The sequence below is a fragment of the Paeniglutamicibacter sp. NPDC012692 genome (genome assembly GCF_042901625.1).
Lineage (GTDB): Bacteria > Actinomycetota > Actinomycetes > Actinomycetales > Micrococcaceae > Paeniglutamicibacter.
In genome coordinates, this window is record NZ_JBIBDE010000001.1 from 303742 (window position 1) to 329806 (window position 26065).

Annotated in this window: 27 protein-coding genes and 1 pseudogene; 14 read left to right on the plus strand and 14 right to left on the minus strand. The window is 61.3% G+C overall.

Annotated features, from left to right (window positions below; all coding sequences use genetic code 11):
* Positions 1–401 precede the first annotated feature (401 nt).
* From ACFY5D_RS01270 to ACFY5D_RS01280, 3 genes are all read right to left on the minus strand, one after another.
* Positions 402–587 carry a CsbD family protein gene (locus ACFY5D_RS01270; protein ID WP_387523921.1) on the minus strand — a complete coding sequence of 62 codons (186 nt, stop codon included), beginning with the start codon at positions 585–587 and terminating at the stop codon, positions 402–404.
* 754 nt (positions 588–1341) lie between these two features.
* On the minus strand, positions 1342–1998 hold the full coding sequence (locus ACFY5D_RS01275) for a DUF4240 domain-containing protein (protein WP_387523923.1): 657 nt from the start codon (positions 1996–1998) through the stop codon (positions 1342–1344).
* Positions 1999–2298: 300 nt separating this feature from the next.
* A complete protein-coding gene (locus ACFY5D_RS01280) occupies positions 2299–2814 on the minus strand; it encodes a putative immunity protein (RefSeq protein WP_387523926.1) in 516 nt (171 codons plus the stop codon).
* A 426-nt stretch (positions 2815–3240) separates the two neighbouring features.
* Here ACFY5D_RS01280 and ACFY5D_RS01285 point away from each other — a divergent pair, with 426 nt between their 5' ends.
* From ACFY5D_RS01285 to ACFY5D_RS01295, 3 genes are all read left to right on the plus strand, one after another.
* Positions 3241–3414 (plus strand): hypothetical protein, encoded by a 174-nt coding sequence (locus ACFY5D_RS01285; RefSeq protein WP_387523929.1) that lies wholly within the window; start codon positions 3241–3243, stop codon positions 3412–3414.
* 60 nt (positions 3415–3474) lie between these two features.
* Complete coding sequence (locus ACFY5D_RS01290) at positions 3475–3840, plus strand: hypothetical protein (RefSeq protein ID WP_387523932.1); 366 nt, start codon at positions 3475–3477, stop codon at positions 3838–3840.
* Between the two features lie 104 nt (positions 3841–3944).
* Complete coding sequence (locus tag ACFY5D_RS01295; RefSeq protein WP_387523935.1) at positions 3945–4796, plus strand: class I SAM-dependent methyltransferase; 852 nt, start codon at positions 3945–3947, stop codon at positions 4794–4796.
* Between the two features lie 105 nt (positions 4797–4901).
* Here the strand turns inward: ACFY5D_RS01295 and ACFY5D_RS01300 are convergent, their stop codons facing one another.
* Complete coding sequence (locus tag ACFY5D_RS01300) at positions 4902–5510, minus strand: maleylpyruvate isomerase N-terminal domain-containing protein (protein ID WP_387523938.1); 609 nt, start codon at positions 5508–5510, stop codon at positions 4902–4904.
* Between the two features lie 54 nt (positions 5511–5564).
* Positions 5565–6392 (minus strand): VOC family protein, encoded by an 828-nt coding sequence (locus tag ACFY5D_RS01305; protein ID WP_387523941.1) that lies wholly within the window; start codon positions 6390–6392, stop codon positions 5565–5567.
* A 255-nt stretch (positions 6393–6647) separates the two neighbouring features.
* On the opposite strand from ACFY5D_RS01305, the gene ACFY5D_RS01310 reads away from it, so the two are divergent.
* Positions 6648–7349 carry a class I SAM-dependent methyltransferase gene (locus tag ACFY5D_RS01310; protein ID WP_387523944.1) on the plus strand — a complete coding sequence of 234 codons (702 nt, stop codon included), beginning with the start codon at positions 6648–6650 and terminating at the stop codon, positions 7347–7349.
* A gap of 127 nt (positions 7350–7476) precedes the next feature.
* Here ACFY5D_RS01310 and ACFY5D_RS01315 read toward each other — a convergent pair whose 3' ends face one another.
* Entirely contained in the window at positions 7477–7923 is a 447-nt protein-coding gene (locus ACFY5D_RS01315) for a GNAT family N-acetyltransferase (RefSeq protein WP_387523947.1), read from the minus strand.
* A gap of 892 nt (positions 7924–8815) precedes the next feature.
* Here ACFY5D_RS01315 and ACFY5D_RS01320 point away from each other — a divergent pair.
* Both ACFY5D_RS01320 and ACFY5D_RS01325 read left to right on the plus strand, forming a co-directional pair.
* Positions 8816–9091: a DUF1801 domain-containing protein gene (locus ACFY5D_RS01320; protein WP_387527520.1), complete on the plus strand. Its 276-nt coding sequence runs from the start codon at positions 8816–8818 to the stop codon at positions 9089–9091.
* A gap of 176 nt (positions 9092–9267) precedes the next feature.
* The gene (locus ACFY5D_RS01325) at positions 9268–9756 is read left to right on the plus strand and encodes a hypothetical protein (RefSeq protein WP_387527523.1); all 489 of its coding nucleotides are present in this window, start codon (positions 9268–9270) and stop codon (positions 9754–9756) included.
* Positions 9757–10022: 266 nt separating this feature from the next.
* Here the strand turns inward: ACFY5D_RS01325 and ACFY5D_RS01330 are convergent, their stop codons facing one another.
* A complete protein-coding gene (locus ACFY5D_RS01330; protein ID WP_387523950.1) occupies positions 10023–10460 on the minus strand; it encodes a VOC family protein in 438 nt (145 codons plus the stop codon).
* A gap of 505 nt (positions 10461–10965) precedes the next feature.
* Between ACFY5D_RS01330 and ACFY5D_RS01335 the strand changes: the two genes are divergently transcribed.
* Both ACFY5D_RS01335 and ACFY5D_RS01340 read left to right on the plus strand, forming a co-directional pair.
* Complete coding sequence (locus tag ACFY5D_RS01335) at positions 10966–12036, plus strand: endonuclease/exonuclease/phosphatase family protein (RefSeq protein WP_387523953.1); 1071 nt, start codon at positions 10966–10968, stop codon at positions 12034–12036.
* A gap of 895 nt (positions 12037–12931) precedes the next feature.
* Positions 12932–13333: a VOC family protein gene (locus ACFY5D_RS01340; protein WP_387523956.1), complete on the plus strand. Its 402-nt coding sequence runs from the start codon at positions 12932–12934 to the stop codon at positions 13331–13333.
* A gap of 125 nt (positions 13334–13458) precedes the next feature.
* Here the strand turns inward: ACFY5D_RS01340 and ACFY5D_RS01345 are convergent, their stop codons facing one another.
* Positions 13459–13734 carry a hypothetical protein gene (locus ACFY5D_RS01345; RefSeq protein WP_387523959.1) on the minus strand — a complete coding sequence of 92 codons (276 nt, stop codon included), beginning with the start codon at positions 13732–13734 and terminating at the stop codon, positions 13459–13461.
* 411 nt (positions 13735–14145) lie between these two features.
* Here ACFY5D_RS01345 and ACFY5D_RS01350 point away from each other — a divergent pair, with 411 nt between their 5' ends.
* A complete protein-coding gene (locus tag ACFY5D_RS01350) occupies positions 14146–14658 on the plus strand; it encodes a hypothetical protein (protein ID WP_387523961.1) in 513 nt (170 codons plus the stop codon).
* A gap of 809 nt (positions 14659–15467) precedes the next feature.
* On the plus strand, positions 15468–15851 hold the full coding sequence (locus ACFY5D_RS01355; protein WP_387523964.1) for a hypothetical protein: 384 nt from the start codon (positions 15468–15470) through the stop codon (positions 15849–15851).
* Positions 15852–16333: 482 nt separating this feature from the next.
* Here ACFY5D_RS01355 and ACFY5D_RS01360 read toward each other — a convergent pair whose 3' ends face one another.
* Positions 16334–17284 (minus strand): DMT family transporter, encoded by a 951-nt coding sequence (locus tag ACFY5D_RS01360; protein ID WP_387523967.1) that lies wholly within the window; start codon positions 17282–17284, stop codon positions 16334–16336.
* A 72-nt stretch (positions 17285–17356) separates the two neighbouring features.
* On the opposite strand from ACFY5D_RS01360, the gene ACFY5D_RS01365 reads away from it, so the two are divergent.
* The gene (locus ACFY5D_RS01365; RefSeq protein ID WP_387523970.1) at positions 17357–18283 is read left to right on the plus strand and encodes a LysR substrate-binding domain-containing protein; all 927 of its coding nucleotides are present in this window, start codon (positions 17357–17359) and stop codon (positions 18281–18283) included.
* Positions 18284–18402: 119 nt separating this feature from the next.
* On the opposite strand, the gene ACFY5D_RS01370 is transcribed toward ACFY5D_RS01365, so the two are convergent.
* Positions 18403–18834: a hypothetical protein gene (locus tag ACFY5D_RS01370; RefSeq protein WP_387523973.1), complete on the minus strand. Its 432-nt coding sequence runs from the start codon at positions 18832–18834 to the stop codon at positions 18403–18405.
* A gap of 217 nt (positions 18835–19051) precedes the next feature.
* Here ACFY5D_RS01370 and ACFY5D_RS01375 point away from each other — a divergent pair.
* A pseudogene (locus ACFY5D_RS01375) lies at positions 19052–20134 on the plus strand (PLP-dependent aminotransferase family protein); the annotation flags it as partial.
* A 149-nt stretch (positions 20135–20283) separates the two neighbouring features.
* On the opposite strand, the gene ACFY5D_RS01380 reads toward ACFY5D_RS01375, so the two are convergent.
* The 3 genes from ACFY5D_RS01380 to ACFY5D_RS01390 form a co-directional block, all read right to left on the minus strand.
* Entirely contained in the window at positions 20284–20508 is a 225-nt protein-coding gene (locus ACFY5D_RS01380) for a hypothetical protein (RefSeq protein WP_387523976.1), read from the minus strand.
* Between the two features lie 223 nt (positions 20509–20731).
* Positions 20732–20878 (minus strand): family 1 glycosylhydrolase, encoded by a 147-nt coding sequence (locus ACFY5D_RS01385; RefSeq protein WP_387523979.1) that lies wholly within the window; start codon positions 20876–20878, stop codon positions 20732–20734.
* Positions 20879–20927: 49 nt separating this feature from the next.
* Positions 20928–21704, minus strand: coding sequence for an SDR family NAD(P)-dependent oxidoreductase (locus ACFY5D_RS01390; protein WP_387523982.1), 777 nt, complete (start codon positions 21702–21704; stop codon positions 20928–20930).
* A 217-nt stretch (positions 21705–21921) separates the two neighbouring features.
* On the opposite strand from ACFY5D_RS01390, the gene ACFY5D_RS01395 reads away from it, so the two are divergent.
* A complete protein-coding gene (locus ACFY5D_RS01395) occupies positions 21922–23535 on the plus strand; it encodes an FAD-binding oxidoreductase (RefSeq protein WP_387523985.1) in 1614 nt (537 codons plus the stop codon).
* 27 nt (positions 23536–23562) lie between these two features.
* Here ACFY5D_RS01395 and ACFY5D_RS01400 read toward each other — a convergent pair whose 3' ends face one another.
* Positions 23563–24537 (minus strand): helix-turn-helix domain-containing protein, encoded by a 975-nt coding sequence (locus tag ACFY5D_RS01400; RefSeq protein ID WP_387523987.1) that lies wholly within the window; start codon positions 24535–24537, stop codon positions 23563–23565.
* Between the two features lie 529 nt (positions 24538–25066).
* On the opposite strand from ACFY5D_RS01400, the gene ACFY5D_RS01405 reads away from it, so the two are divergent.
* Complete coding sequence (locus tag ACFY5D_RS01405; RefSeq protein ID WP_387523990.1) at positions 25067–25597, plus strand: TetR/AcrR family transcriptional regulator C-terminal ligand-binding domain-containing protein; 531 nt, start codon at positions 25067–25069, stop codon at positions 25595–25597.
* Positions 25598–26065 lie beyond the last annotated feature (468 nt).

Consider the following 26065-nt stretch of genomic DNA (forward strand, 5'->3'; position numbering starts at 1 on the left):
GTGTGACATCGACGCACACATTTTCATGCTGGGTGTTGCGTTGTCGACGTTCAAGAGTGACCTCGGCAATGGGGCTGGGTTTGGAAAATAGTGCGCACGCAGTGTTGGTAAAACCGCTATGAATCCGTTTCATGGGAACGTGCATTGCCCGCTGGTGTGACCGGTATGCAGCCAAAGTGCCGATGCGCTAGTTCCGAAAGCGCAGGGGGCAACGGGAGTCCTCTCCGATGATTTCCGTGACAAATGTGGCGAATTTGCTGGTAATCAAGCTGGCCCGTTTTGCAGTAGGCCGAAGAGATGGAGTCGCAAATGTATGTTGCATCCGATGCAGGGACGCGGACCCCACTATGACGGTGGGGTCCACTTCCCTGCATCGGCCCGCGATGCCGATAAACGTTCATCTAACGACCAGTGACATCTTTGGCCGCGTCCTTGAGATGCTCGGCGGCTTGCTTGGCTTTCGCCACGGCCTGATCCGCGGCACCTTCGGCCTGTAAACGCTCATTGTCGGTGGCATCACCGATCTTTTCCTTCGCCTTGCCGGTGGCTTCTTTGGCTTTGTTGCTGATCTTGTCTCCGAGTCCCATGGGAGTACTCCTTCAATCGGTTGCAGGAAAAAGTTTGACGATCCATGAACCGCCATAGTGACCTCGCGCTGCGTGGCGGTCGCGCTCACCGATATCAGCAACGGAATTGCTAACGTCGTGGAGCGGAATCGTGTAGTGCCTGGCGAGGACTAATCCACCTGTCAAGGTGGGGCTTACACATCAATCGGACCACCGGGTCGGTCTGCAGACAAGTAGAATCCTGCTGTTTGGAGGGATGCCAATCAATTGTGGAATTCCGCATCGAGATTTTCCCAACTTTGCGGGGAACTAGGACTGCTGGGAGGTCAGTTCAGCGCAAGTATTGCTCAACCAAGGGCCAACGAGCTGTAAATCGAATCTTGCTGTGGTGGTGGCGATCCCGGGCGGATTCCTGACGCAGAATCCTTCGTAGTTTATTGTTTGGGGTGTCGCACTCCACCGAAGGACCAACCAATGCCGGCGAGATTCAACCGTCAGTATTGAGCGATCCCTACGACCTCGCGTCTGGCGGGAATGCTCTGTTCATCCGCGGCTCACCAGCGAGGGAAGGTACACGGGACGCCTACTTCGTTAACGGATGCATAACCATGAAAGCAACGAGCGAGGAAGCCGAGACGGAGGAATCAGGGAACTGGTCCGACGCTGTCCGGTCGCCGGCTCATCGGGTGGTGGACAGCCCGTTTATTGTCTCGGGAGGCTGAGCCAACTCATCAACTGCTCAGGCGCCACCGAGTCAGCTCTACATTCCTCCTGCCTAATCCGCAGAAAGTGGCGTAAGGCCAGGATAGAGGCTCTCCACTTCTTCCTCGTCCCATGCCTTCCCCGAGGGTTCTCCGTCCGCAATCGTCGAGGGGCTGTCTGGGTAATCCTCGTACAGGTCCCGGCCGCTGCTGCTTCGCAGGTACGCGTCTTCGCCGGCGTAGGCAAGCAACTCCGCCTCGCCGATTTGTTCGTCGCTGACCAACCTGCCGTCGGCCAACACCTGTGTATCCCGCTGAAGGGCCTTGAAGTAGTCGCGTCCCTGGCCGACCACCCAGTTGCGGAAGTACTCGAAACAGTCGTCGGAGCAACCGCCGCCGAGGACTACGTATGCCGCGCCCCACAAATCCCACGTGTAGAGCTCGAGGTTTTTCGAGACGAAGGTGGCCTTGAAGGAAGCGATCTGGGCCGGCGGCATGGCCGCAAGTATTTCCTCCAGCTCGGCCGCTTGGCGCTCTGTGCTTCCGCCCGACGCTGCCAGGGAGCGGTCAATGATGTCCCAGAATCTTCGGTCGTTCATGTACTGCAACCGCGTGTTGACGGCCGCCGGGGGCGTGGAAACAGCGCTTGGTTCGATCGGGCGCGGGGCCGCGACCTCAGGTGAAGGCTGGACGCCGCAGGCGCCCAGCACCATGCTGAGTGCGGCGAGCATCAGAAACGTGCCGGATTTGGAGTTTGGTGAGCGTCGGCATGCGTCGCCCGGGGGAGCGTGGAGACCGTCTTTGCTACACGCGTGGCAGAGTGCTTTCAAGGTCCCCCCCGGGGTTCGTTCGTTTTCAGGCGACCAGGTCGCACCATTGGGCACTCTACCGGCACGTGGTGTAGCCGGTCGACATGTTGAGCCGGTGTCATCCATCCCAAGACGCAGGCTTCGCGCCGAAATGATGTAGTCCGGCATTCCAGCCATCCCGATTCGGGAACTTATGCCGTGCTAAGTCATTGGTCCGAGGTTTCAGTCGCCGAATACAGCCCAGCAGATCTTGTTGCGGCGGGCTTGGTCTTCGAGAACGAGGCTGTAGAGACTGTCAGGAAGCTGCTGGCGCTGCCAGTCCCGCTCGGCCCGGCCCGCCTCCTTTTCCTTTCCGCTGGGTGCTGCGGCCCGAGCCGCCTTGATGGCGTAGGCGGCGGCGCCAAGGTCGTGCTCTGGAACGTGGGCAACGCAGGCTGCTTGGCCGGCGGCGTACGCCGCAAAGCGCGCGGCACCGTGCAGAAGGCGTGCGGCTCCCATGGCGTGCCCGCCGATCGCACGGGTATCCATCATCCTTGCCTGGCCGCGAGCCCATGCCCGTGCCGCTTCAATTGCGTCACGGGGTCGAGTGTCCTCGCTATTTGATTCCTCAAACAAGGACAGCACGTGTTCGGCGCATAGAGCCGCCCATACAGCCAGAAGCCGGTGGTCGGTTTCGGTGAGCGTCCCGCCACGGCGGATGCTCACGAGCCGAGGGTCTCGAACAGCGGGAAGGATCATGCGGCTACCTTACGCCGACTGCACGTTTCGGCTGCAACTGCCCGGACGGAGTGGGATTTTGCAGCCAAATTCGGCACTGGACATGGGCACCCCATCAATCAGGCCTCGCTTTGGCGCGCGGCCAGAACGCTCTACCTGTTCAACCTGCACCACCTTTAAGAGCGGCACCGGGCCCATTCAAGTATCAAGAGAGGGAACCTTGATCGGACGGGACAAAGATGACGCTGAAGCAATGGTTGCACCGCTCGCGCCTAAACCCCATGGCAGCAGTGCGGGCCTCTCCATCCCGCCGCGCGTGCAGGGAAGTTCCACATCCATGGCAGACGTCGGACAGTCTGCGTTATCGCCGTGGCCTATGTCGTAACTGGCCACTCGTCCGCCTGTCGGCATAGGCTCAGTAGTAAACCCATCAAAGGTAGGAACCGCATGAAGAAAATTGCGCTCACCGCGTCCTTGCTGGTCGGCACACTTGGGTTAGCCGGCTGCAACGGCTCCCCAGATGCACCACCTGAGGAGGTCAAACCCGTTCCGGCCATCGCTCCGAGCAAGCCCGCGCCGCTGAAAGCCGTGAAGGTCAAAAGCGTGGAGGAAGTGAAGTAGTCGGCTCTGGAAGCGGGCTGTCCCGAAGCAGCATGGGATAAAGGCTGTGTTGCATGGACAGTGTCGGCATCGAACACCGAAGCCGAAGACGGGGCCAAGGAGCTCGGGGCGGAGTTCTTCGAATCCCAATCTGTAGAATGCCCGGACGCAATCACGTACCCCTTCTACTTCATCGAATCCTTTGCACCCGGAGCCGAAGGTGAACTAATTGTGGGAATCGAACAAGACATGAACCGGACCCTGCATGGTCCGGAACGCGGCGAATACCTGGATCTGTACGACGTCGCATGGGGTGTTACGAGGGAGCTCAAGGCCGATAACCCGGCCCTGAAAAAGGTCACAGCGAAACTCCCCAACGGGGACCGCTACGGCACCACGATCCGCGGCGAGGATCGACGGGTGTCCAATGTCGACGGCCTGCTGTAGACGACGTCCGGACATTGAACGCCGAGCCTCCCGAAAGCGGACTTGAATTGATCGGATGGACACAGAAAGCGATGGCTCCTGACTTGGGCATAGACTCGACGAGCATGGATGACAATCGAGTTTCAGTCGACTGGGAATCTGCTCGAGCGAGCAATCGAGACAATTGGGAAGACCGAGTTCCCCTGCACGAAGCGGCGTACGCGATCAGCGACTTGGACGATCCCGACCACCTGACCGGCGTCATCCGAACCGACATCGCTGCACTCGCGCCCTTCCTTCGGGACGGCACGGTCTCGGGTTTGGATGTGTGCCATCTCCAGTGCCACATCGGCACCGACACGCTGTCCTTGGCCCGGGCAGGGGCACGCGTGACCGGCGTCGATTTCTCCCCATCCGCCCTGGAATCTGCCGCCGGGCTGGCTGACCGTCTGGGCCTCGAAGTGAAGTGGGTGGAGACCGATGTTCTCGATGCCCGTGCCGCCGTGGATGGCGACTTCGACCTCGTGTACACCAGCATAGGAACCATTACGTGGCTTCCCGATCTGGACCGTTGGGCAGCACAAGTCGCGGGGCTCCTGCGGGCCGGAGGGACGTTTTACATGCGTGACGGGCATCCTTCCCTCTACGCCATTGATGAGCATGCCGACGGACTGCAGCTTCGCTACCCCTACTTTGGCAACGGGCAGGCGCAGGTTTGGGATGACGAATCCACCTACGCCGGAGACGGCAAGGTGGCTCACCCCCGAACGTTCCAGTGGGCCCATTCCCTCTCCGAAATCCTCAACTCGCTCATCGGGGCGGGACTACAGATTCTTCGTCTCGACGAGGGCACTACGCTTCCGTGGAAGTTCAGCCCTCGCATGGTCGAAGTACCGGACGGTTTCGCGTGGCCGGAAGCCGAGCGTGATCTTGTGCCTTGCACCTACACGATCATCGCCCGCAAACCGGGCCATTAGGTAGGCCAGACCGAAAGCGGCCGGGCGCATGGCCGGGTAGGTCGCATCCACGATCGTCGCCACTTACCTCGGTCACAATGGAACGGCCCGGGCTGACGCCGCGTGTCAAAGAACCGTGAAGCCCGGCGGAAGACCCGGTCGGCCGGTGGCGGCGAGCAGGAGCGGGGAGGCGTGCCCTCCGTCAACGGCAAGGTCGACCACTATGCCGAGAGCCTGCGCCGCGGCCGTGTCCGGGACGTACTCCGGTAATTCGAGTGCCCTGGCAAGGTCCGCCGTGTGGATGGCCAGCTCGAACGTGCGCGTGGGCAGATAGTCCCGAAGCCTCATGCCGCCCGCGATCGTCGTCACCAATTCGGACCCATCCCTGGCATCGATGAGGGGGATCACGCGTGCGGCGATCTCGGCCACGGCGCCCCCGGGATCGGCGCCCAAAGCGCTCCCGGCGTCGCGGCCGCGGGCCTCGACCGATGAGTCGGCGACGTTCGCCGCACGGAAGTAGTCCGCGGCCGAGGCGACCTCTGCGGCCAGGGCGGGGCGGGAAAGGTACGTCTCGACGGTCAGAAGTGCGCGGCTCGTGTGGCCGACGAGGGCACGAATGTCCCACCCACCCAGACCTGGCTGGTCCCACCGTTCACCGACAAGTGCGGAGGTGCGTACAAACCATTCCGCGGCGTCGGTGAACGCACGTTGTGAGTCGTCCCATGTGAAGTCCATGCGCCGAAGTCTAATCCCTTTCTCCCAACCTTGACCGTGCGATGCGGAATCGGCTCAGGCAGATGGGGGCGTGAACTGGCTGGCGGTGAACTCCGCTCCCTGTGGGTCTCGGATCAAGGCCGTGCGCGTCCAATAGGTGTCGCTCTGGCCCAGGACGCGGGCACCGAGTCGCTCGGCGTCAGCCGCCGTCTGGTCGCGGTCTGCCACGGTGAATGAGACGTGCCAGTGGGCCGGTTCGTGGGGGGGCGCGTCCGCGATCCAGGCGATCGCATCCTCGAAGCCGGAGGGCGTGGCCACCCCGGCTTGCCGCGCCCTGATACCGGGATCGGTTGTCGCCTCAAGATGGTCCCCGTAGCCGGGTCTGCGGATGAGCAGCGAGAAGCCGAGGTCGTCGAACTTCCAGCCGAACGTGTCCCCGTAGAATGACATCGCCGCTCCGGGGTCGGCGGTGTGGAGGTCGCTGAAGTTCCAGGCCCCGGGAAGGTTGGCCACCTGTGACCCCGGACGCCGCTTGGCCTGCCAGATGCGGAACTCTGCGCCCTCCGGATCGGTCAGCACAGCACCGCGGCCGCCCTCTCCCGCATCGGCGGGAGACGATTGCATTGTGGCACCGGCGGACACCAGTCGCCGCGCGGAGGCGTCGGCGTCCTCGACGGCAATGTAGGTGTTCCACGTCGCCGCATCATTCCGGGTGCCGGCCATCCCGCCGACATCCTTGCCGTCGAGCTTGGCTATCAGGTACCGGCCCGGCGTACCCGGCGGCATGGCATCCTCGAACGTCCAGCCGAAGAGTCCGCCGTAGAACTCAATGGCCGCCTCGACGTCGGGCTGTTCGGTGTCGATCCAACACGGCACGCCCTGTGGGTAGGTCCGTTGGTTCATGTCTCGCTCCCGTCCATGGGCAAAGCCTAGCGAGCAAGGGCTCGGCCGGGTACCCCCTGAGATCATTCACGACCAGGGGAAGAGGGGGCGTTAGGGGAGCGTTCTGCGTGAGAAGAGTTTTCAGGTCTTCACGTGAAGTCATCCAGTAGGGCATATTTCGGGTGAAAGTATCGATTTCTGCCTGTGACAAGGATCTATGACTGCTAGTCTCATGAAAATACCTGCTCCCTTTCTGGCATACGGAGGAAACAATTCATGTCTCAGGACACCAATTACGACACCTTCGCCGAAGCGTACTCGGCCGAGAACGAAACCAGTCTGGTCAACGCATTCTACGAACGGCCGGCGATGCTAAAGCTCGCGGGTGATGTCCGCAATCATCGGATTCTCGACGCCGGTTGCGGCTCCGGACCCCTATCGGAAGCGCTTGTCGATCGTGGTACAGAAGTTACAGGATTCGACTCCAGCGAAGCGATGATCGGTTTGGCCAGGAAGAGACTGGGCGCGCAGGCAGAATTGCTCGTGGCCGACCTTGGCCAGCCCCTCCCGTTTGCCGACGACGCGTTTGACGATGCAGTTGCATCGTTGGTCTTCCACTACTTGGAAGACTGGGCGCAGCCTCTGACAGAGATACGGCGCGTGCTGCGGCCCGGTGGCAGACTCATCATGTCCGTAAACCATCCGATCCTCTACCCCTGGACAAACCCCGGCACTGACTACTTCAAGCCCACGAAGTACTCGGATGAACATACCTTCAATGGCCAGCCGGGTACCCTGACATACTGGCACCGGCCATTGCACGCCATGACGGATGCGTTTACCAAAGCCGGATTCCAGATCGAGGTAGTCAGCGAACCTCCGTACTCGCCCGACGCGCCCGAGGAAATCATCCCGCCACAGTTCAAGGACAGGGAATCGTTCTTGAGCTTTATCTTCTTCGTCCTGCGCGCGAAATGACGATTAAGCTCTCAAGCTTCGACAGCTAAGAGCCGGGATGTCCATTCGAAGGTGGGGCATCGGAATGCAAAAACCGGCATCAAATCGTGGGGCCGCCCGACGCATGGCCGACCCGATTGAGAAAGGACTATCGGGCGGTCGCTAGTGGCCAGGCTCTGAGGTAGACGTCCACAGGATCCTCGTGATCCAGAATGAATCCGTGGCGCTCGTACAGGCGGCGGGCCCGGCTGCCTTGGAGGACGTTTAGGAGGAAGGGTTTTGAGAGATCGCCTTCCGCCATGACTCGGGTGAGGACTTCGCGGCCGATACCCTGTCCCTGACACTGCGGGGCGAGATAGAAGTGTTCAATCCACACTGCTTCAGGCTCAGGGCGGAGTGCCACAAGCCCAACGTCGTGGCCGGCGGCCACTATGACGCGCGTGTGTGCGGGAACGAAGGCATCGAGGAAGCGCTTACGAACACGTACCGGGTCGTAACGATCAAGTCGTTCGAGATCGGGCCGCATGGCTTCGGCCCGCAATTCCGCCATCCAGTGCGCGTCAGATGAATCGCTTGCCCTGAAGTCCCATGCCATAGCCATAACTCTCATCTAACCGCCCACTTCCCACCGACACAAAATGCAGTGGACCATACAGGGGGGATGTCCGTAAGGTAGACCCCGAATGGACACTGTGTTGCCGAGACCTTCACAGCGCTGACTGGGGTCTTGAAGCCTTCCGGTTGGAACTCCAAGCGGCCGCCTTGGGCAACTTCACCCGGGGGAAGCCATTCCTGGTCGAAGGATGACAACCTAGCTGTAGGGGTCTCGATCCCGCCGGCATGCTGGACCTCATCCCAAGGCTTCCGGTACGCGGCGTCCGCTATGGATTTCATGGTCGTGAGAACGAGCAGGGCATTGAACACAGAAGGGGCCTTCACGGCTGCTTTCGGCATCCGATCGGTTGATGTCCCGGAGAAGCACAACAATGCTGTCGACACCGCTATGAGGTGGCAACGAGAAGAGTGCTCGCGATGCACTCACAGCTGGTCGAAACCGCCGCGCGCTTCGCCGCGGCGGGTCGGACACGTCTTGCCGGCGCGGAGTGCGAAGCGGGGGAGGGCCACCACAGCGGGACAATGCGCGTGCACCAACACGGTGAAGTGCCTCGAACCTTCGATAGCCTGGCCGCCGAATCCCAATTCTCGCATTCGGTCGCTGCGGTCGAATTGCCAGCACCTTCTTGTGCGGCGCAAGGAATCATGCTGTCCATGACCAGCAGGGAGATCGGTAGGAGGAAAGTCCGAAAACCGGCACCGCGCACTGCGGCGCAAGCCGACATCGCCACCACGCTGCCGGAAGCCATGACCGGCAGGGCAAGCCCGCGAAGGCGGCGGTCGGCGACAAGCCGGTCTTCGCATACATTGCCACCCTGCCGCCGCCGCAGCGCGGCATCGCCGATGCGGTCGATGCGCTGGCGGCCAGGACGCTGCCCGAGCTCCGGCGCTCCGTGAAGTGGGGCATGTCGTACTACGGCGTCGGCGACGGATGGTGCTTCAGCTGTGGAGCCTTTGCCGGCCATGTGAAGCTCATGTTTGTGAATGGCATTGCGCTCGATCCGGTACCGCCAATCACACCGGTGGGGATGGGCAAATCGACGCGAGGTGTGGAGCTCGAATCAACGGACGACATCGACGAAGGCCAGATCGCGTCGTGGATGACGCAAGTCGCGTCCGTGCCGGGTATTGGGGGCAAGAAGCGATAAACCCGAGGCAAGCGGCCGCGGAAATCCTCTGCCGCGGCCTACGTGTTTACGGAATTCTCGAAATGCCGCCGGCTGCAGTCGCTCAGGAGTATGGCGAATCACTTCCAAGTCAGTTCGGTTTTGTTCTAGTCATCCGGCAATACTGGGCGTCCAGTGCAGACTGCTACGCTTTCATGATGCGGATAGTGCTCACCCTTCTCGGAATCGTTGCGATCGTCATCTACTCCGTCTTCGGAATGATGCTGATGAACGACTGGGCAGTAGTTGCCGCGAGCGGAGTGCCGCTGGACACGACGATCGCTGACATGGATGCAGCGAGCCAGCAGTACAGTGCCATTCCAGGCTTTGTCTTCGCCGCGCCGGGCATCTTGCTCGCACTTGCATGGGGCGTGACTACGCTATACCGCCGGACCGCACTACCGAACTGGGCAACCGTGTCGATATGGGCTGGAATCATTGCCCTGGGTGCGCCAGCATACGTCTTTACGGCGTTCGGTAACTTGAACTCAGTGGGCGACACCTATTACGACTGGAACGCCGAGGCAGCATTCGCGCTGGAGGCGCCGCTGTACATGGTCAGCGGGATCGCGTTCCTTGTCGCCGTATCAGCGTTGATGGCGGCGCTGATCAGAATGACCATGCGGAAGAAGTCGTCGCCGGTTTAGTGGCAGAGTAACAAGCAAGCCCTTTAGACTTACCGCCATCGCTGTCTACGTTGGCTGAAAGGCGAGGATCGCCTGGCGAGACAGGCATGCGCTTGATCGCGGTGCTGCTGCGCGAATGCGGCTTTCCCCGCGATCGAAACTACTGAGCGAATACATAGAACAACCTGGTTCGCCATTGTCGTAAATGCCCAGACAAGTATCCCCTTACCGCACAATCTTTCTGCCCTCAGGCCCGGCAATTCGAGCTAATTAGGTCAATTCGCGTGTCAGACTTTCTTCAGTTCTTGGGCGAGCATCACGAGGATTCCACTGGGGCCACGGAGGTACGTGAGTTTGTAGGCGTCGGCGTAGGTCGCCACGCCGCGTAGTGGATAACATCCGTGCTTTGCGGCTACCTCGAGGGCCACGTCTATGTCGTCTACCGAAAAAGCCACGCGGTGCATGCCGATGTCGTTGGGACGAGTTGGGTTCGTCTCGATCGCCTGGGGATGGATGTATTCGAAAAGCTCAAGTCGACCGTGGCCGTCTGGGGTCTGGAGCATCGCGATGTTCGCGTGGTTTCCATCAAGTCCGACGGCAGTGTCTGTCCACTCGCCGCTGACCGTATCGCGGCCAATCACTGTGAGACCGAGGTCGGTGAAAAAGGCGATTGCTGCTTCGAGGTCGCGAACGGCGATGCCGACGTTCTCAAGTTTGATGGCCATGGATTGAAAGCTACCAAGGCGGAGCGAACAACTCCAGTGGCGAGGCGGCCCTACTGCCCGTCAGACGGTGGTCGCCGGCACGTGGTCCCTGCATCAAGATGTTTGGATTCCCAAAGCGTTCTAGTTCGGATGGGGGACTCCCTCGGGACAACATCAGATTCGGCTGTGATCGAAACCAGCACGATTTGATTCTGAGGGAAGGTGTGGCACACGGGGCATTCCGATGTCGCGGAAAACCAAGGCTTCTTGTGCCGCTGCCCCGGTCTTCATTCATTGATCACCCGCACCACAGCACAACGATCCACACAAATGTGGCGAATGCGTCGGCAGCCAATGCAGCCTACCCTGCAGCAACCGCATGGACAGCCGCAACTCAAGTTGGAATGACGCCGGCGGCGAAGCTGTCCGTTCGTGTGGCGTTTACCGGATTCCTACTGTCAGTAGGGATCTTGTTCAAGCAAGCACCCTAGCGTGTGAGGGCAAACCCATGCGAGGAAGGAAATCGATGACACAGGTGTCACGTCGAGGCGTTATTCAAGGAATTACCGGAGTTGCGGCTTTAGGGGCGTTGTCGATTGCGGGAGCGGCCTCCGCCGCGGCGTCGCCGTCGAAGACCACGCTAAAGGTGCTGGTTCTTAATGCCTGGCACGGCGGCAAGCAGATCCCTGGCGGCGTTGGCATGATCGCGGATATCATCAAGAAATCCGGCGCCACCCTGGTCTTTATCCCGGAGGCCAACGAGACTACACCGGATATCGTGGCCAAGCTCAACGCCTCAGGGGTGAACTTTCAGCAGAAGAGGACCGGAGACAACGCGATCATTTCGGCCTACCCGATCAGTGAGGCGACCACGTTGCCGTACATGACCAAGGCGGTAGTGACGGTAGGTTCTGTTGAAATCGCTGCTTACGCAGCTCACCTGCAATACCGGTGGTACGCAACGTACTTGCCTCGCGGTTACGGTGCGGGCGTGCCCAGCGGCGAGTATTCCGAGTACGGATGGAACAAGATTCCCAGCGGTCCAGTGACCGATGAGGGTGCTGTTGCCCAGGTCAATGAGGATTCCGGACGGCCAAAGGTGATCGCGCAGTTCATCGAGGATGCGCGCAATGAACGACGACTTGGACGCGCGGTCATCATCGGCGGCGACTTCAATGAGCCTTCGACGCTGGACTGGACCAACCGGACTGCGCAGCTATTCGACCACAACGGTGTAGTTCATCGATGGCGTTCGACGCAATTGCTCAAGGATGCCGGGTACGTGGACGCTTATCGGCGCCAGTACCCCAACCCCGTCACTCATGCTGGATTCACATGGCCCGCGAGCAATCCCAATGCCCCGGTAGGTGTGTTGACGTGGGCACCGGAGGCTGATGAGCGAGACCGGATTGACTACGTCTTCCACCACCCGGATGCTCGTCTAAAGCTGACAGATGCCAGTGTCGTGGGCCCTCGCGAATCGATTGTGCGGAATCAGCGGGTTGCGGAATCAGGAAAAGATCCGTTCGTGCTGGCAGATGCGCCGTGGCCGACGGACCACAAGGGCGTTTTGGCGAGTTACACAGTGCGAGGGTAAGGCCATGCAGCTGAACCAGTAGTCCGTCGATTGAAGCTCGCATCAAACCAACCTCGCCACTGTGCTCAGCTGGTTTGATGCGAGCCTCAATGGATGGTTCAAATGGCCGGAACAGCCAGGGTTTCCAGCTTCGCCTTGCGTGGGCCGCGACTGCGATTTTACTGTGTCCCACAGGTTTGTGAAGCGGTTGCGCATTCGACCCAGCCAGAGCCTCGCTTCCGGTGTCGTCCGGTGCAACCCGGCGCGAGCGATGAACCACTCCGTGTCGGCCAGCGCGACGTCGCAATCCGCACGGTTGAAAACCAGCATCTGTGGCAGGAATGAAGTCGGAGCATCGGCTTCGGGCGCAATATCGGCTTCGTAGTCTCCGGCCCAGTGTGGTCGGCTCCAGGCGACGGTGTTGGCTTCGACGTCGACTGCAAGAATCCTGCAACCCGGATCGCCTGCGATTTCTGCTTCTCGTTCCGAGAGCCTCTCGTCACGCTAGTCGAACATCCCTCGATACTCAGCCAACCACCCTCGAGTGGCTACACGCGTGAACCGGCGTGCAAACGGAGAAACAAGCCATTTTTTGTTGGGATCGACGATGTCGATGACCGCGTGCCCATCGATGTGAAGATCAAAGGCTTGATCTGCGCGGCTCCAGCGCGCCACGATCGATGGCGTGGGGGCGTTCCCGTTTCGCCACTTTGCCACGCGTCCAGTGAGTTTACTCGGTGGACGCGGGCCCCGAGCCTTGGATGGTGGGGCATGACCGTCATTCGATAGCCGGAGGACACTGAAGTTTCCAGGCGTTTCAATCCCGATAACGAACGGCTTACGGCCAATTACGAGGGGAGCGAAATTGATCCGAGATACTGGACCGACTTCCGGGGATCGAACTACGCTGGTTGCCATGACGGCTTTGATCTCTCACACGACTTTTGACAGCCTTGACGCCTTCGCCCAGTCGGTGTTTTGGGGCGCTGTCCTCGGTTACCGCGAAGACCCTAAGGACCCGAACGAAGTCGGTGACGAAGAATGCATGATCTTCTCGGAGGACGGTACCAGCCGACTGTTGTTCATCGAGGTTCCGGACGCCAAGCAGATTAAGAACCGCGTTCACTTGGACTTGAAACCGGCTGAGGGCACCCGTGACCAGGAACTAGATCGACTGCTGGCGTTGGGAGCCCTCGAAGTCGCCGACCGCCGCCGGGCGGACGGGTCGGGATGGGTGGTCTTGGCCGATCCAGAGGGCAACGAATTCTGCATTTTGCGCAGTGACGCCGAGCGCCAGGTCGGAGTAGGAACCGCCTGAAACCAACTTTCGGCGGCCAGTTCAATTACGAGACATCTCCCACAAGTTTTTTGATAGTCGCTTCTACCGATTGCATCGAATGTTGATCTAGCGAAACGCTATTTGTCGCCGGGAGATTTTCTAGATCACTCTGGTACCTTCTTCGGAGATATGAGCGTCACGTCCTGGTAGTCAGTTTCGTTAATCCCTGCTGCCTCACAAACCGCCTGGATCTTCGATTCAAGCCGCCCCATGGTCGTACCTATCAACTCCATCTGACCTCGCTGGTGCTTGAGTATGATGTCGATCAGCTCCCCGAGCGGGCGAGAGGTCCGTACCTCTTCGATAAACGCATCGTCTCGGGCCTGGGCGGACTCGAGAAACGCCTGGGAAAGTGGGAATTTTTCTGAGTTTGAGTTCATATGGCCAAGACTACGATCACTTCACACTTTTCTGAATGCCCTTGTCCGATCTGTTATCTGACGGCCTTCGTGAGATTGTTTGGCACCAACAGCGCCTTCTATTGCTAAGACGTTCCCGTAGATGCAGTCGCCGGCATCAAGAGGTAGCCTGATTGCACCGAGGCGCCAAGCGTGTCGAATATTTCCAGGGGGAGGGGAACCTAGGTTCAGCGGTTTGCGGGCGGAAACCCGGGCATAACCGATATGTTGGGGTCCAAGATCATCTGCACTGCACTGCACTGCACTGCGCTGACTGTAAGTGGAACGGCATACGGGACACCTCTGTCTTCGAGTAACAGAAACCGCTATAGAGCCCCAGATGGCTCTCCTTGCGCCTGCTAAGTTCAAAGAATCAACGAGGGGAACGGTTCCATGAAGAATCGCATGAGTTTGCCGCTGATGTTGATGTTTGCCCTGGTCCTCGCAGGTTGTGGAGATGTCTCCGCCCAGCAATCCGTGTCCAGCTCGGTTTCCCCGACACAATCCCCATCAGGCTGTCTCGCATCCACGTACAGCGAGAGTGTTGTCACTGAGCGATTCGAGTGCAAGGCCTTTACCTCCACTGAGGGCAGCGCTTCTGGCCAGGATTTGTCCTGGGTTGCATCTGCGCCGGTTCAGGTGGAATTTGGCCGAATGGATGAGTCACTAACCATGACGATTCGGATGCCCTGCGGTGTTCTTAACGTTCCGGTGTCCATTGATGCCGATGTTATTAATCCAGATTCTGCGGCCATGATCCAATCTGCCGATGGTTGCATTGGTTCGACAGTCGAGTACCGCATGTGGACGACTGCCTTCGTCAAGATGCCCACGACGTACTTCCTGGATAACCAATCACTTGTACTCACCAACGACGTGGGCCAAATCAAATTCAAAAGTTCTTGAGGCTGGTGGCACGAGAACACACTGAACCAAAATAGGAGCAGAGCTAAGCACCAGGAACTAAGCACTACGTTTCACATGGACTGCAATCCGAACCAGGTAATCGTTCCAGACGGTTCCCATTGGGGAACGGTATCCGAACAACAGGCGGTCGGCTGCTGAGGTGCGTCGGGTTGGCCCTTCTGGATTCCGTGGCGCAATGAGTTGGCGTCGGCTTCCATCCGGCCCGAAGGCGATGCACCGGAGTCCAGTCCCCAAACTGATCCGCAAGTAAGTCGATCCATTTCTGCCAAGGCAGCATCGCGACAATGCTCGGCGGCGTGAAATCCCTGAGTGTACGCAACCCCAACCCAGTCCCTGAATTAGCCGACTAAAGCAGGTGTGGAAGGATGATCAGGAACAGCGCCCACTACGTACAAGGAAAAGCATTCTTGAAACCAGGACAAAGCACAGCCCGGTGTCTGCCTCATCTTCTTGTGGTTGGCGTTGTTCTTGGACTGTTCGTGTCCGGTTGTTCCACGGCGCCCGAACCCCCATTGGCCCCAACTAGTGCCGAGAGTGCGTCTTCGACGACAGACTCGCCAGAAACCCCCATGGCCCGAACTACGCCGCCGGGTGCAGCTCCAAACGCCACTGTCAGTCCAACCGATCCACCGTTTCCCGCGCCCGGTGGGACCCCGGAAAAGCGGCCGCGCCCGGTCACGACTGATCCAGAGACGGGACAGAGGAATGAACTCGATGGCAACGGGAACATCATCAAGGAACTGGGGGAGACCGGTTCCCTGATCCAAAGGGATGCCGAAAAGCCGCACATGACCCTCACGGTGAAGTCGGTAAAGGTCATGGATTCATGCTCGATGCTGGGCGACGGAACGTCCGTCAACCCGAGCCACAAATGTTTCCTGGCGGTGAAGATCCGCTCGGAACTCACCAAGGCCGCCGATGAAGTTGCCGGCGTGGAAGACACCTCAATCGACACGAGCCCGTACTCATTCACGATTGAACCGGCCGGTTCCACCGAGTCCATCGAACAGGGAACGAGCGAGGCAATGAGCTGCGACCACCAACCGGTGGCCGCCATCGGCGTCATAAGCGGTTCAGTGAATGAGGGGTACATCATTCTTGATTCCCCCACCAAGCACGGTCGGATCATTTACGACAACGACGGCCATGGCGGATGGGCTTGGAATTTCTAGTCCATCGCTTGCAGCCGAAGCCCGCTTCCGTTCAAATAGGGAGCGAAACGCAGATTCCCGGAGTTTCATCCCGTGGCTTGAACCATGCACGGTTCAGAAGTCTGCTGAACAGCTGTTCTGCGTCTGTTTCCATATGGGGAAAGGATTAGCGGGACAGTGTGACAGCAAGCGTAAAATGGAGCTACGCATCGTCAAGGCAGGTTTGTGACAGGGTCTTCGCACGGTTGCTGCTGCATTCTGATCAGAGAAGGATGCAGAAAGCGGCCGGCTTGGAGGCGCCCGAGTGAGTGTCTTGGCGTGCCAAATCTCGGCCCGATGCGGAACCCAGAGCACAGAGTATCCCCACTGGCCCGGGAACCTGACATATCGAGGTGCCGTGAGCCTCGCCCCTCCGTCCGCGACAGAAAGAACTAGGGGATGCGTGAGTCGGGGTATCGCACCGGAACGCCATTGACCATCGCGCGCCCGTGCCAATCGAGGGTTCAGTCGTCGGCCGTGTCTCTCAACACGGGTACTGCGAGGTTCTGGCGGGCCAGGCCGCTCCCGCGCCAGCGCTGTTCGGCATGTGCACCCCACCAGGTCGCAACCAGGAGCACCGCGGCACCCACGTATCCGAGCGTTCCAATTCGATCTCCGCCAAGAAGCACTCCCACGACGAGAGCCCACCCGGGTTCTGTGCCGAGGAGCATACCTGCACGTGAAGCCGAGGTGTGCTTCGTTGCCCATAGCTGCCCCAGAAACGCGAAGATGGTGCAGCCTAGGCACAGGTAAGCAATGGCGAGCCAATTTGCGACAGTAAATCCTGGGATATGCTCCAGCAGCGAGTTTCCGCCCCAGACCGCGAATATGACCGCCCCAAACAGGATCTCGACCGTAGTCAATCCCAGTACATCGGAGTTTCGACCGACGGTAAACCGTGCCTCGGCAACACCGAGTAGCGCCCGTGTTGCTGCCGCTACGAGCATCAGTCCGTCGCCAATGTTGAATCCGGCGAATCCGTGCCCGCCTACGAGCAACGCGATGCCGAGGAGGGCAAGCAGGATGCTTGTGATCAAGGAAGAGGGCATCCGTCTTTTGGTGAGCGCGGATTCCAGTATCGGGGTGAAAAGAACGGACAGGGCGATGATGAGTCCTGCGTTCGTGGCACTCGTGAGCGTGACGCCGATCGTTTCCAGCGCGATGGTCGCCGCCCGGAGAGTTCCAAGCAGAATGCCTGGAAAAGCTGAATCCCCGAGCCGAACTTTTGGTCGGCCGAAATTCACACAAACCAAGATCATCGCGGCGGGCACAAAGCGAGCACACATCACCGCCGCGGCAGACGAGGCTGTCGCCAGATCTTGAGTTGCCAGATAGCTGCCTCCCCAAATAATCGCGACGATCAAGAGCAGAAAATCGGGGAGCAAACGGCGAACGGAAGGGGAAGAAGACGACATGTTTTTACTGTAGAGAGCGCATCGGATTCAGAACAACGGGCAGTATCTTCAATATCCAGTAAGCTGTGCTTCATGGAAGTCCATCACCTTCGAACGCTGCGCGAGCTCCGGGACCGTGGATCGGTCACCGCAGTGGCACAGGCACTGCATCTTTCTCCGTCTGCGGTGTCCCAGCAACTTGCCTCATTGCAGCGTGGAATGCCAATCCCCCTCACCGAGCAGCGAGGCCGAGTGCTGGTGCTCACTCCCGCGGGCGAGCGGTTGGCAGATGCTGGCGGTGACGTGCTGGAATCCCTTGCTCGCGCGGAGAATTCCGTCGCCGAATATCTTCAGGCGCGTCGAGAACCAGTTGCAGTCACTGCTTTTCACAGCGCCGGCCTAGCCTGGTTTCCGGCGCTCATTGCGAGCAGCCTCAACGATCCCGATGGTCCCTTGGTGCGTTGCCGAGACGAGGACGTATCGGTCAACGAGTTCGTCGATCTAGTCAGTGACCACGATGTCGTGATCGCTCACCGTCCACTGACATCAGATCCCTGGCCTACACGCAGAGTGCATGTCACGCCGGTGCTGCAAGAGCCGATCGACTTGGCGATCCACCGTGAACATCCACTGGCGAAACAAGCGACGGTGAGCCTGGCTGATCTGGCGGACGAAACCTGGGTGGCAGCGCATGAGGGATTCGCTCTCGAACCACTGATCGTCCAAGCGCTTTTTGCAAGCGCGGGCACCCCGATTCAGATTACACATCGAGTGAATGAGTTCAATATGGTGGCAGCCATTATCGCCGAAACCCGTAGCGTGGGTCTGCTACCTCGCTACACCGGGCTGATTCCATACTTTCGAGACCAAGTGGTTCTGCGCCCGATCGAGGGCCTCGTCCTTGGCCGACACATCGACATCCTGACGAGGCCGGAAGCGCGAACCCGAGTAAGTACGCGCACCGTGATCGACCGAGTGATCAAGATAGCCGAGGAGACACGGCGAACCGCAGAAGGATAACTCGGGAAGCGTCTCCTCAAATTGCCTCTATTCCAATGAGCGGGTCCCGTTTGAGGGAGCGGCTACCGGGTCACTTGGGAACAAACTCTTTGAACGCCGACGGGGTGCGTTCTTGGTGCTTAATCCGCTCCGCGGCCGAGGGCGCCACGGAGTAGGTTCCTACCGGCAAGGCCGAGCAACAGCGCAAGAAGGGCGGCCATCGCGACTGCCGAGATGCCCATGGAGATCCAAAGTGAACTCGAACTCGGGACGACATCGCCCAGCAAAAGTGTCCAAACAAAAGCAGGAATGATCCCCGACGACAGCGACAACAACGATAGAAGCGCGATGACTGTCCGCGACTTCGTCGAAAATCCAATCGCCACAGCCAGGGCTGTGCAGGCAAGCCATGGGATCAAGGGGATGGCCAGAGCGACCCCAAAACCTTCTTCATCTATTTGCCACAACGGCGCCCCCGCAACGACTGGATCCACCACAGAAATAACGAGCAGCATCAAGGCCGCGCACGCCAGTGGTACAAACCGCCAACCTTTGTTCATCACCGATTGCATGTCCGTGTTGCCGCCTTGGAGTAATTTTCATAGTGGGTGTGATGGCTTCGGGGGTTCTCGCGGAACTCCTTCGTCGCGATTGTGAACCAGCCAACTAATCTACCCTGACCTGAAAATATGCGGGCATGTCCAATGCCTGACGTCGAAATGCAGATGTTTATCACGGGCCGGAGGTTGCCCAGGCGAGATCCTATACTCGTTTGCGTCCCGAAGTAGGAAGGCGGACCGGGAGCTGCTGCCCGAGCGGCTGGTGCACGCCGCGCTCAACCGTGCGGCCCGCACCGATATCGCGTTGACCCGTTCCCCTGTCCGGGGATTGCCGGAACTGCAGGCCTGGTTCGCCGCGGAACTGGGCGCCGCCGCTCCGGTGGACGTCTCCCCGCCGACCGCCCGCGACGTGCTGGTCCTCTCCGGCAGCCAGAGCGGACTCAGCTCGATCTTCCACGCCGTCGTCGGTCCGGGCGAACCGCTACTGATCGAATCACCGACCTACTGGGGGGCGATCCTTGCCGCGGCCCAGGCCGGCGTGAGCCTCGTGCCGGTTCCCTGCGGCCCCGACGGGCCGGATCCGGAGGACGTGTGGACCGGGCCTTCCGGCAGAGCGGGGCCCGGGCGTTCTATGCCCAGCCCACCTACGCCAACCCGACGGGCATCCAATGGTCGCCGCAGCGGGGGAAGGACATCCTCGGTCTGGTCCGCAACCACGGGGCCTTCCTGATCGAGGACGACTGGGCGCACGTCCTGGCCATAGACACGGATCCCCGCCCGCTTGCCGCCCACGACGACGGCGGCCACGCATCTACCTGCGGTCGCTGACCAAGAGCGTCTCGCCGGCGCTGCGCGTTGCCGCCGTGATCGCCCGCGGCCCGGTCCTTGAGCGCATCGTGGCCGACAGGGGAGCGGAGGCGATGTAGGTCAGCGGGCTTCTGCAGGCCGCAGCCCTGGACGTCGTGACCCAGCCGGCGTGGAAGGCCCACCAGCGCGGGCTGCGCCACCAGCTGCGCGACCGCGCGACCTGCTCGTCGAGAGCCTGCGGATCCACGCGCCCGACGCGAACCTCGAGCGCGTTCCCGCCGGCGGGCTCAACCTTTGGCTCCGCCTGGCCGACGGCATCGACCTCGACCGGCTGGTGCGGGACTGCGAATCGAGCGGGCTCATCATCGCCGCCGGCGACGACTAGTTCCCCGCGGAACCCGCGGGCCCGTTCGTCCGGCTCAACTACTCCGGCAGCGCCCCGGACAGGTTCCCCGAGGCGGCCCGGCTGCTGCAGGCCGCCATCGACCGGCAACACGCAGGCTGACGCCGGATAGAAATCCAGCCCATGTGCCGCCGCGATCCACCTGCCGACGGTAGTTGGCTTGTTGTCGTCGACGGGGGAATCGGGTGCATTGCCGCGGTTCGGTGATTGGCGTTGGAAGGCCTGATAGAACCCGGTTTTTCGTCAGGCCATCAGCGGCGGGCGTGCGCCCGGCGCCTCGGGGGAACCCGGGCAATCAGGTAGGTGCCTCCGAATGAGCCGGCCACGACCGTGGCGAACAGGCCCTCGCCCTTCCAGTCAAGACCTGCCACGTCGGACAGAGCCAGCATGAATCCCAGCAACACCGATTCCTCCAGTCGCCGTGCACAGGCAGGCTTGATCCGCCGCCACAGCACCTGGCGGAACCACCACGACATCGACCCCAAGCCGCGCTGGGCAATTCATCGCGCCGAACTCTTCAGACGGGCCAAGGTTGCCTGACGCGCTACTCGAATGCGCTTGCTGGCATCGCTTCATGGAAAACAGGTCGATTGACCGGGACAAGCCGGCTGCGTCGAGCCACGCTGCGGAGGACTTGGGCGTGCGCACGAAGGTCTATCCGTCGACGGCTATCAACCCGAATGTCGGAACAAGACTGCCTCATTCGTGCTTGTCCAACGCGTTCCAGTGGTCGTAGCCGCGGATGTCGATGCCGTCGTCCAACGCATCGCGCAGTCCCGTGAGGGCACCTGATGCGTAGGCGACCCTGCGTGTGTCATCGCTTTCGGGGATGACTTTCTCGGTCACGATGAAGGGAATTCCCGCGGAAGCATCCTCTTGTTGATCGCGCCAAGAACTACATCACGGCGTGGGCTCCGCCGTCGACGACGAGATGGGAGCCGGTGACCCATTTAGCCTCGTCGGAGGCCAGGTACAGCCCGGCGTACGCTACGGCAAGCGGATCGCCCGGCTTGCCGTCGATCGTGCGCTCGAGGATCGGCGCGACCGGTGCGTTCTCGCCGAACTCCTCGAACATCGCCAGCACGGGCGGGGTTCCCATGACCCCGGGGCTCACGCAGTTGACCCGAACCCCCGCAGCCACGCCCTCGGCGGCCAGCTGCCGGGTCAGGGCGATGACCGCGCCCTTCGCCGCAGCATGGGCGGCCTGCGGCAGCGCACGTGCGCCCTGGATTCCCGCCACGGATCCGATGTTCACGATGGCTCCGCCGACCTTGGCCAAATGCGGCCAGGCTGCCTGGCAGGCATCCCAGACCAAATCCAGCTCGTTCTGGATGGTGAACCGGTAATCGTCACCGCTCATCTGCGCGAACGGCGCGAATTTCGGCTTGCTGGCGTTGTTGTAGAGCACATCGATGCGGCCGTGGCGCTCGAACGCGCCGGCTACCCAGGCATCGATCTCTTCCCGGTTGCCCAGATCCACCGGGGCGCTTGACTCGATCGATCCGCCCCCGGCCTCGATGAGCCTCACCGTCTCCGCGGCCCCGTCGGCATCGAGGTCGCAACCGACAAGTATGGCGCCCTCGGCCACGAACAGCCGGGCGGTCTCCCGGCCCATGCCGCCCCCGATGCCGGTCAACAGGACTACTTTTCCTTCCAGACGGCCACCAGCCATGGTTCCTTCTCCATTCATCTCGCCATATTTAGTGAGCCCCATGCAACCACGGCGGACAGGGGCGCGGAGGCTTCGGCGGGGCGATGGTGCAGTTTGTGCACACTTCTGTGCACGGACTGCACCATCGCCCCACGGACTCACCGCTCGGAGCCAGGTTGGCGCACCATGGACAACACACACCACCACCCACACCGCAGCAATCAGGAGACCAGAAAAGATGAGCAACACTTCCGCGACATCGACCCGCCCGCTCCCTCCCGGCGTCACCGAGGACGACCTCGAGGCCGCGTTCGCCGCCTTCGTCGAGGCCATCGGAGCCGAGAACGTCGCAACCGATGCCGAATCCCTGCAGGGCTTCCGGGATCCCTTCCAGGTGCCGGGCTCCGCCACGAATCTTCCCTCCGCCGTCGTGAGTCCCGCGAGCACCGAGGATGTTCAGGCCATCGTGCGGATCGCCAATAAATACCGCGTCCCGCTCTGGCCCATCGGCCGTGGCAAGAACAACGGCTACGGCGGGGCGGCGCCCCAGGTGCGCGGAAGCGTGATGCTCTCCTTCCGGGAGATGAACCGCGTCTTGGAGATCAACGAGGAGCTCGGTTACGCGATCGTCGAGCCCGGCGTGAGCTGGTACGACCTTCACGATGCCATCAAGGCCGGCGGGCACGACCTCGTTGCATCCATCGTGGACATCGGCTGGGGAGGCGTCGTCTCAAACACGCTCGAGCACGGGCTCACCTACATGCCGTACTCGATCGACCAAGCCTCGCACTGCGGCTTCGAGGTCGTGCTCCCCAACGGCGACCTCATGCGCACCGGCTCGGGCGCCATGGACAACAACCCGACCTGGCCGCTGTACAAGCGCGGACTCGGGCCGACATCGACCGAGATGTTCATGCAGTCCAACTACGGCATCGTCACCAAGATGGGCTACTGGCTGATGCCCAAGCCCGAGGTATACATGCCGCTCTGGCTGCGCGTCTGGGACGAGGCGCAGATGCCCGCCGTGGTCGATGCGCTGCGCGAGCTCATGCTGGCCGGCACCATCGACATGCGCCCGCAGCTGTCGAACACGCTGTGCATGGCCTCGATGCTCACCACCCGCGCCGAGTGGTACACCGGAGAGGGGCCGATGCCGGAGGAAGTCATCGACAAGATCGCCAAGGAGATGGGACTGGGCCGCTGGATGATGCGGTTCGCGCTCTACGGCGACGAGGCGGTGGTCGACCACAATTTCGCCAAGCTTGAGGCGCGCTTCCTGCAGATCCCCAGCGTGGACCTCGTGGGCCAGAAGCATGGGGCGGATGCGTGGGAAACACTGCCCAACCCGCACGAGCGGGTGCAGATCGGCGTGCCTAGCCAGGACCTGTACAAGATGGCGGGCTGGTCGGGCGGCGAGGAGGGTGGCCACGTCGACTTCTCGCCGGTCATCCCGCTCACGTCCCAGCACGCGATCGCCGCGCAGAAGCTGATGGCCGAGATGTGCGCCGAAGTGGGCCTGGACTTCCTAGGCGGCATGCTCCCGATCAACGCGCGTGCGACCACGTTCATCAACGTGATCCCCTTCGACACGAAGAACCCGGAGCAGGTCGCCAAGGCCTACGCCCTGGCCAAGCGCATGGTCGCCGAGGCGGGCAAGCGCGGCTACGGCGAATACCGGGCGCATTTGTCCTTCATGGACCTGGCGGCCGACCAGTTCGGCTTCAACGACCACGCGCTGCGGCGCTTCAACGAGTCGATCAAGGACACGCTTGACCCGAACGGGATCATCGCCCCGGGCAAGTCGGGGATCTGGGGCGCCCGTCTGCGCGAGGCGGGCTTCCCGCGGACCTGATCGCGCACGTTGGGGGGAGCCCCCGCCCTACCCGGCGGGCGGGGGCTTTCCCGTCCGTAAGGGCAGCTGTCTGGCATCCCTTGGTGCACAGCCGTGGACCTCGCGGAAGGCCCGGCTGAAGCTCGCCGGATGGCTGTATCCCCACCTCGCCGCGACGGCCGCGATCGTTGTTTCCGGGGACCGGCGCAGTTCGCCCACGGCACCCTCGAGCCGGCGTTCTCGGATCCAGGACGATACCCCGGTGCCGGAGGACGCAAAGATCTTGTGCACGTAGCGCGTGGATACGTAGTGGGCCTGGGCGATTCGCTCGGGTCCGAGTTCAGGGTCATGCAGGTGCTCCATCACATACCGCTGCATCCGGGCGAGGAGTGCCTCGGGACGCGACCGCGGATCGGAAGCCTCCTGCGATCCGTACATGCTGCGCAGCAGGGGGAGCAGCATTTCTGCCGCGCCTTCCGCGTCAGGTCTAGAGAGTCCGCCGCCGCTCGTGGTGGTTCGGGCGAGTTGCGCGAGGAACGGCGTTGCCGGCCCGGCGATTCGTCCCTGGCCCGAATCCACCCGCGTTGCGGAACGCCGCGCGATGCCTTCCGCCCGCGCCCCGATGAACCATTTGGGAATGCTGAAGACGAGCACCTCGAAACTCTCGCGACCCTCAAAGGCAGAAGGCAGAGAGGTGTCTTGGCACGCAATGTCGCCGGGGCGTAGGGTGCAGCTGCGATCGTCCTGCTCGATATGGATCGAACCCTTGGTCATCAGATACAGCAGGACGCATTCCGGGTCGGCGGTTGCGATCATCCGTTGTGTTCTGGCCACCCGGTGCGCTAGCCCTTGGATGGACTGGACCCCGACGGGTCCCATCTGGCCGCCGGCCAGGCGCGCCTCGAAGGAGGCCGCCCCGACGGATTCGACCTGCATAGGGAAGAATTGTTCGGCGATCCCTGCGGACCAATAGTCCCGGCGCTCAGCCGGAGGAACCGACCGGGTGTCCAGTATGGAAGTCATCGAACCACCTCGAATGTAGCTGCTTGATGGGGTTGCAGCGCCGGCAAACTCATGGTGACCGGGGAGTGGCGGTCGTTGCCGTCGACCCAGGGTTGGGTCGACGTCGAAGATGGCGGGTCGATTGCGGGCATCGCCGATGCACCCGACGAATGCATGCCTCGACGGCTCCCGGCGGCCAAGCCACCGGCCCGCGAAGAGCCTCCGGCTTCCATGAACTTCGGGGTAAAAGGTCCCGTCACGGCGCCTCCTTAGAAGATTCGATCCGTTGCGTACCGAGTGTAAGGTGCGGCACAATCCAACGCAAAGGCGCAGTGTCATCTCGCAGGCGTCCCACTTGGCGCGCGGGAATTCCGTTGCACGCAAGCCGACGCGCCTTGGTCGGCCCGCCAACGGAAATCGCTTCGGGATGCCTTGGCGTCAAATCGCCCGAAAATGATTGTGTACGTTTCGTATTGCATGCCCTAGCACGTATTGTTGACGCATGGCAATTAGAAGCGAAGAAAGTCGTCGGGCGGTTTTGGAAGCAACCATGAAGTTGCTCGAAGATTCCGGGCCGACCGGGTTCACTGTGCAAAAGCTCTCGATCGAGCGCATTGCCCGCGAAGCCGGCGTCAGCAAGACCACGATCTACAGGTGGTGGTCGAGCAAGGTGGCCGTGGTTATCGATACGTTCCTGGACAACCACGTCGCGCGAACCCCGGTGCGCGAAGACGTGCCTGCGATCGACGCGCTCCGCGAGCACTTGGCCTCGCTTGCGGAGGTCTACGGGGGCAATGAGGGCCGCCTCGTGGCGCAACTCATTGGCGAGTGCCAGCAGGACGAAGCGACGATGGAGGAGTTCAAGAAACTTTTCTGGATCCCGCGCGCTCTGGCCGTTACGTCCCTGGTTGAGCGGGCCATCAGCGAGGGGTCGATACGCAAGGATCTTGATGCCCAGGTCGTCACGGAGCTACTCTATGCCCCCGTGTACTTCCGCCTGTTGTTCCAATCGGGCCCCCTTGACGCCAAGGCTGCCGATGCCATCATGCAGACGGCGCTCGAAGGGCTCGCCGCAGTCTAACGGCTCTGATGAGCCGAGGAACCCCCTTCGCGTCCTATCGGCACCCATGGATGCCGATAGGACGCGAGGCGGCGGGGCCGATCCGACAGCCCGCGAGGTCCGCAGGTCGGATTGGGGCGGCGCTGCTGCTCGAGTCGTCGGTGAGTGGCTTTCCGCCCCCGTCGAGCGGCGTCCACCCCTGTTGGGACGCGCAAGAATCCTTTGGCGTCCGCGGCGGCGCACGGACGGACCTTGAGTGGTGGCCTGTTCGGGTTGACATCCAACGTCTTTGAGATGCGTGCGGCGGATTTCGCGCCTCCCCAACACACTTTGATCCCGCGTTTCCGGCACTCGTGGGCAAGTCCATGAAGAGACTTGCGCCTTGTGCAATACGATACGGTTCGTATATATTCGGCTGAGCGATGGATAAGGAACTTGGCCGTCGTGCCTGTTAAGACGTGGACCATGCTTCCCTGCCCATATCGTCCT

Excerpts from the sequence above, each read along its gene's own strand:
- ACFY5D_RS01300 (WP_387523938.1), bottom strand. The coding sequence starts at position 5,510 with ATGGACTTCACATGGGACGACTCACAACGTGCGTTCACCGACGCCGCG.
- ACFY5D_RS01280 (WP_387523926.1), bottom strand. The coding sequence starts at position 2,814 with ATGATCCTTCCCGCTGTTCGAGACCCTCGGCTCGTGAGCATCCGCCGT.
- ACFY5D_RS01390 (WP_387523982.1), bottom strand. The coding sequence starts at position 21,704 with ATGGCTGGTGGCCGTCTGGAAGGAAAAGTAGTCCTGTTGACCGGCATC.
- ACFY5D_RS01335 (WP_387523953.1), top strand. The coding sequence starts at position 10,966 with ATGACACAGGTGTCACGTCGAGGCGTTATTCAAGGAATTACCGGAGTT.
- ACFY5D_RS01360 (WP_387523967.1), bottom strand. The coding sequence starts at position 17,284 with ATGTCGTCTTCTTCCCCTTCCGTTCGCCGTTTGCTCCCCGATTTTCTG.
- ACFY5D_RS01310 (WP_387523944.1), top strand. The coding sequence starts at position 6,648 with ATGTCTCAGGACACCAATTACGACACCTTCGCCGAAGCGTACTCGGCC.
- ACFY5D_RS01380 (WP_387523976.1), bottom strand. The coding sequence starts at position 20,508 with ATGTCGTGGTGGTTCCGCCAGGTGCTGTGGCGGCGGATCAAGCCTGCC.
- ACFY5D_RS01355 (WP_387523964.1), top strand. The coding sequence starts at position 15,468 with ATGACCCTCACGGTGAAGTCGGTAAAGGTCATGGATTCATGCTCGATG.
- ACFY5D_RS01295 (WP_387523935.1), top strand. The coding sequence starts at position 3,945 with ATGGATGACAATCGAGTTTCAGTCGACTGGGAATCTGCTCGAGCGAGC.
- ACFY5D_RS01365 (WP_387523970.1), top strand. The coding sequence starts at position 17,357 with ATGGAAGTCCATCACCTTCGAACGCTGCGCGAGCTCCGGGACCGTGGA.
- ACFY5D_RS01315 (WP_387523947.1), bottom strand. The coding sequence starts at position 7,923 with ATGGCATGGGACTTCAGGGCAAGCGATTCATCTGACGCGCACTGGATG.
- ACFY5D_RS01305 (WP_387523941.1), bottom strand. The coding sequence starts at position 6,392 with ATGAACCAACGGACCTACCCACAGGGCGTGCCGTGTTGGATCGACACC.
- ACFY5D_RS01285 (WP_387523929.1), top strand. The coding sequence starts at position 3,241 with ATGAAGAAAATTGCGCTCACCGCGTCCTTGCTGGTCGGCACACTTGGG.
- ACFY5D_RS01405 (WP_387523990.1), top strand. The coding sequence starts at position 25,067 with ATGAAGTTGCTCGAAGATTCCGGGCCGACCGGGTTCACTGTGCAAAAG.
- ACFY5D_RS01345 (WP_387523959.1), bottom strand. The coding sequence starts at position 13,734 with ATGAACTCAAACTCAGAAAAATTCCCACTTTCCCAGGCGTTTCTCGAG.
- ACFY5D_RS01275 (WP_387523923.1), bottom strand. The coding sequence starts at position 1,998 with ATGCTCGCCGCACTCAGCATGGTGCTGGGCGCCTGCGGCGTCCAGCCT.
- ACFY5D_RS01400 (WP_387523987.1), bottom strand. The coding sequence starts at position 24,537 with ATGACTTCCATACTGGACACCCGGTCGGTTCCTCCGGCTGAGCGCCGG.
- ACFY5D_RS01395 (WP_387523985.1), top strand. The coding sequence starts at position 21,922 with ATGAGCAACACTTCCGCGACATCGACCCGCCCGCTCCCTCCCGGCGTC.
- ACFY5D_RS01270 (WP_387523921.1), bottom strand. The coding sequence starts at position 587 with ATGGGACTCGGAGACAAGATCAGCAACAAAGCCAAAGAAGCCACCGGC.
- ACFY5D_RS01325 (WP_387527523.1), top strand. The coding sequence starts at position 9,268 with ATGCGGATAGTGCTCACCCTTCTCGGAATCGTTGCGATCGTCATCTAC.
- ACFY5D_RS01340 (WP_387523956.1), top strand. The coding sequence starts at position 12,932 with ATGACGGCTTTGATCTCTCACACGACTTTTGACAGCCTTGACGCCTTC.
- ACFY5D_RS01370 (WP_387523973.1), bottom strand. The coding sequence starts at position 18,834 with ATGCAATCGGTGATGAACAAAGGTTGGCGGTTTGTACCACTGGCGTGC.
- ACFY5D_RS01350 (WP_387523961.1), top strand. The coding sequence starts at position 14,146 with ATGAAGAATCGCATGAGTTTGCCGCTGATGTTGATGTTTGCCCTGGTC.
- ACFY5D_RS01330 (WP_387523950.1), bottom strand. The coding sequence starts at position 10,460 with ATGGCCATCAAACTTGAGAACGTCGGCATCGCCGTTCGCGACCTCGAA.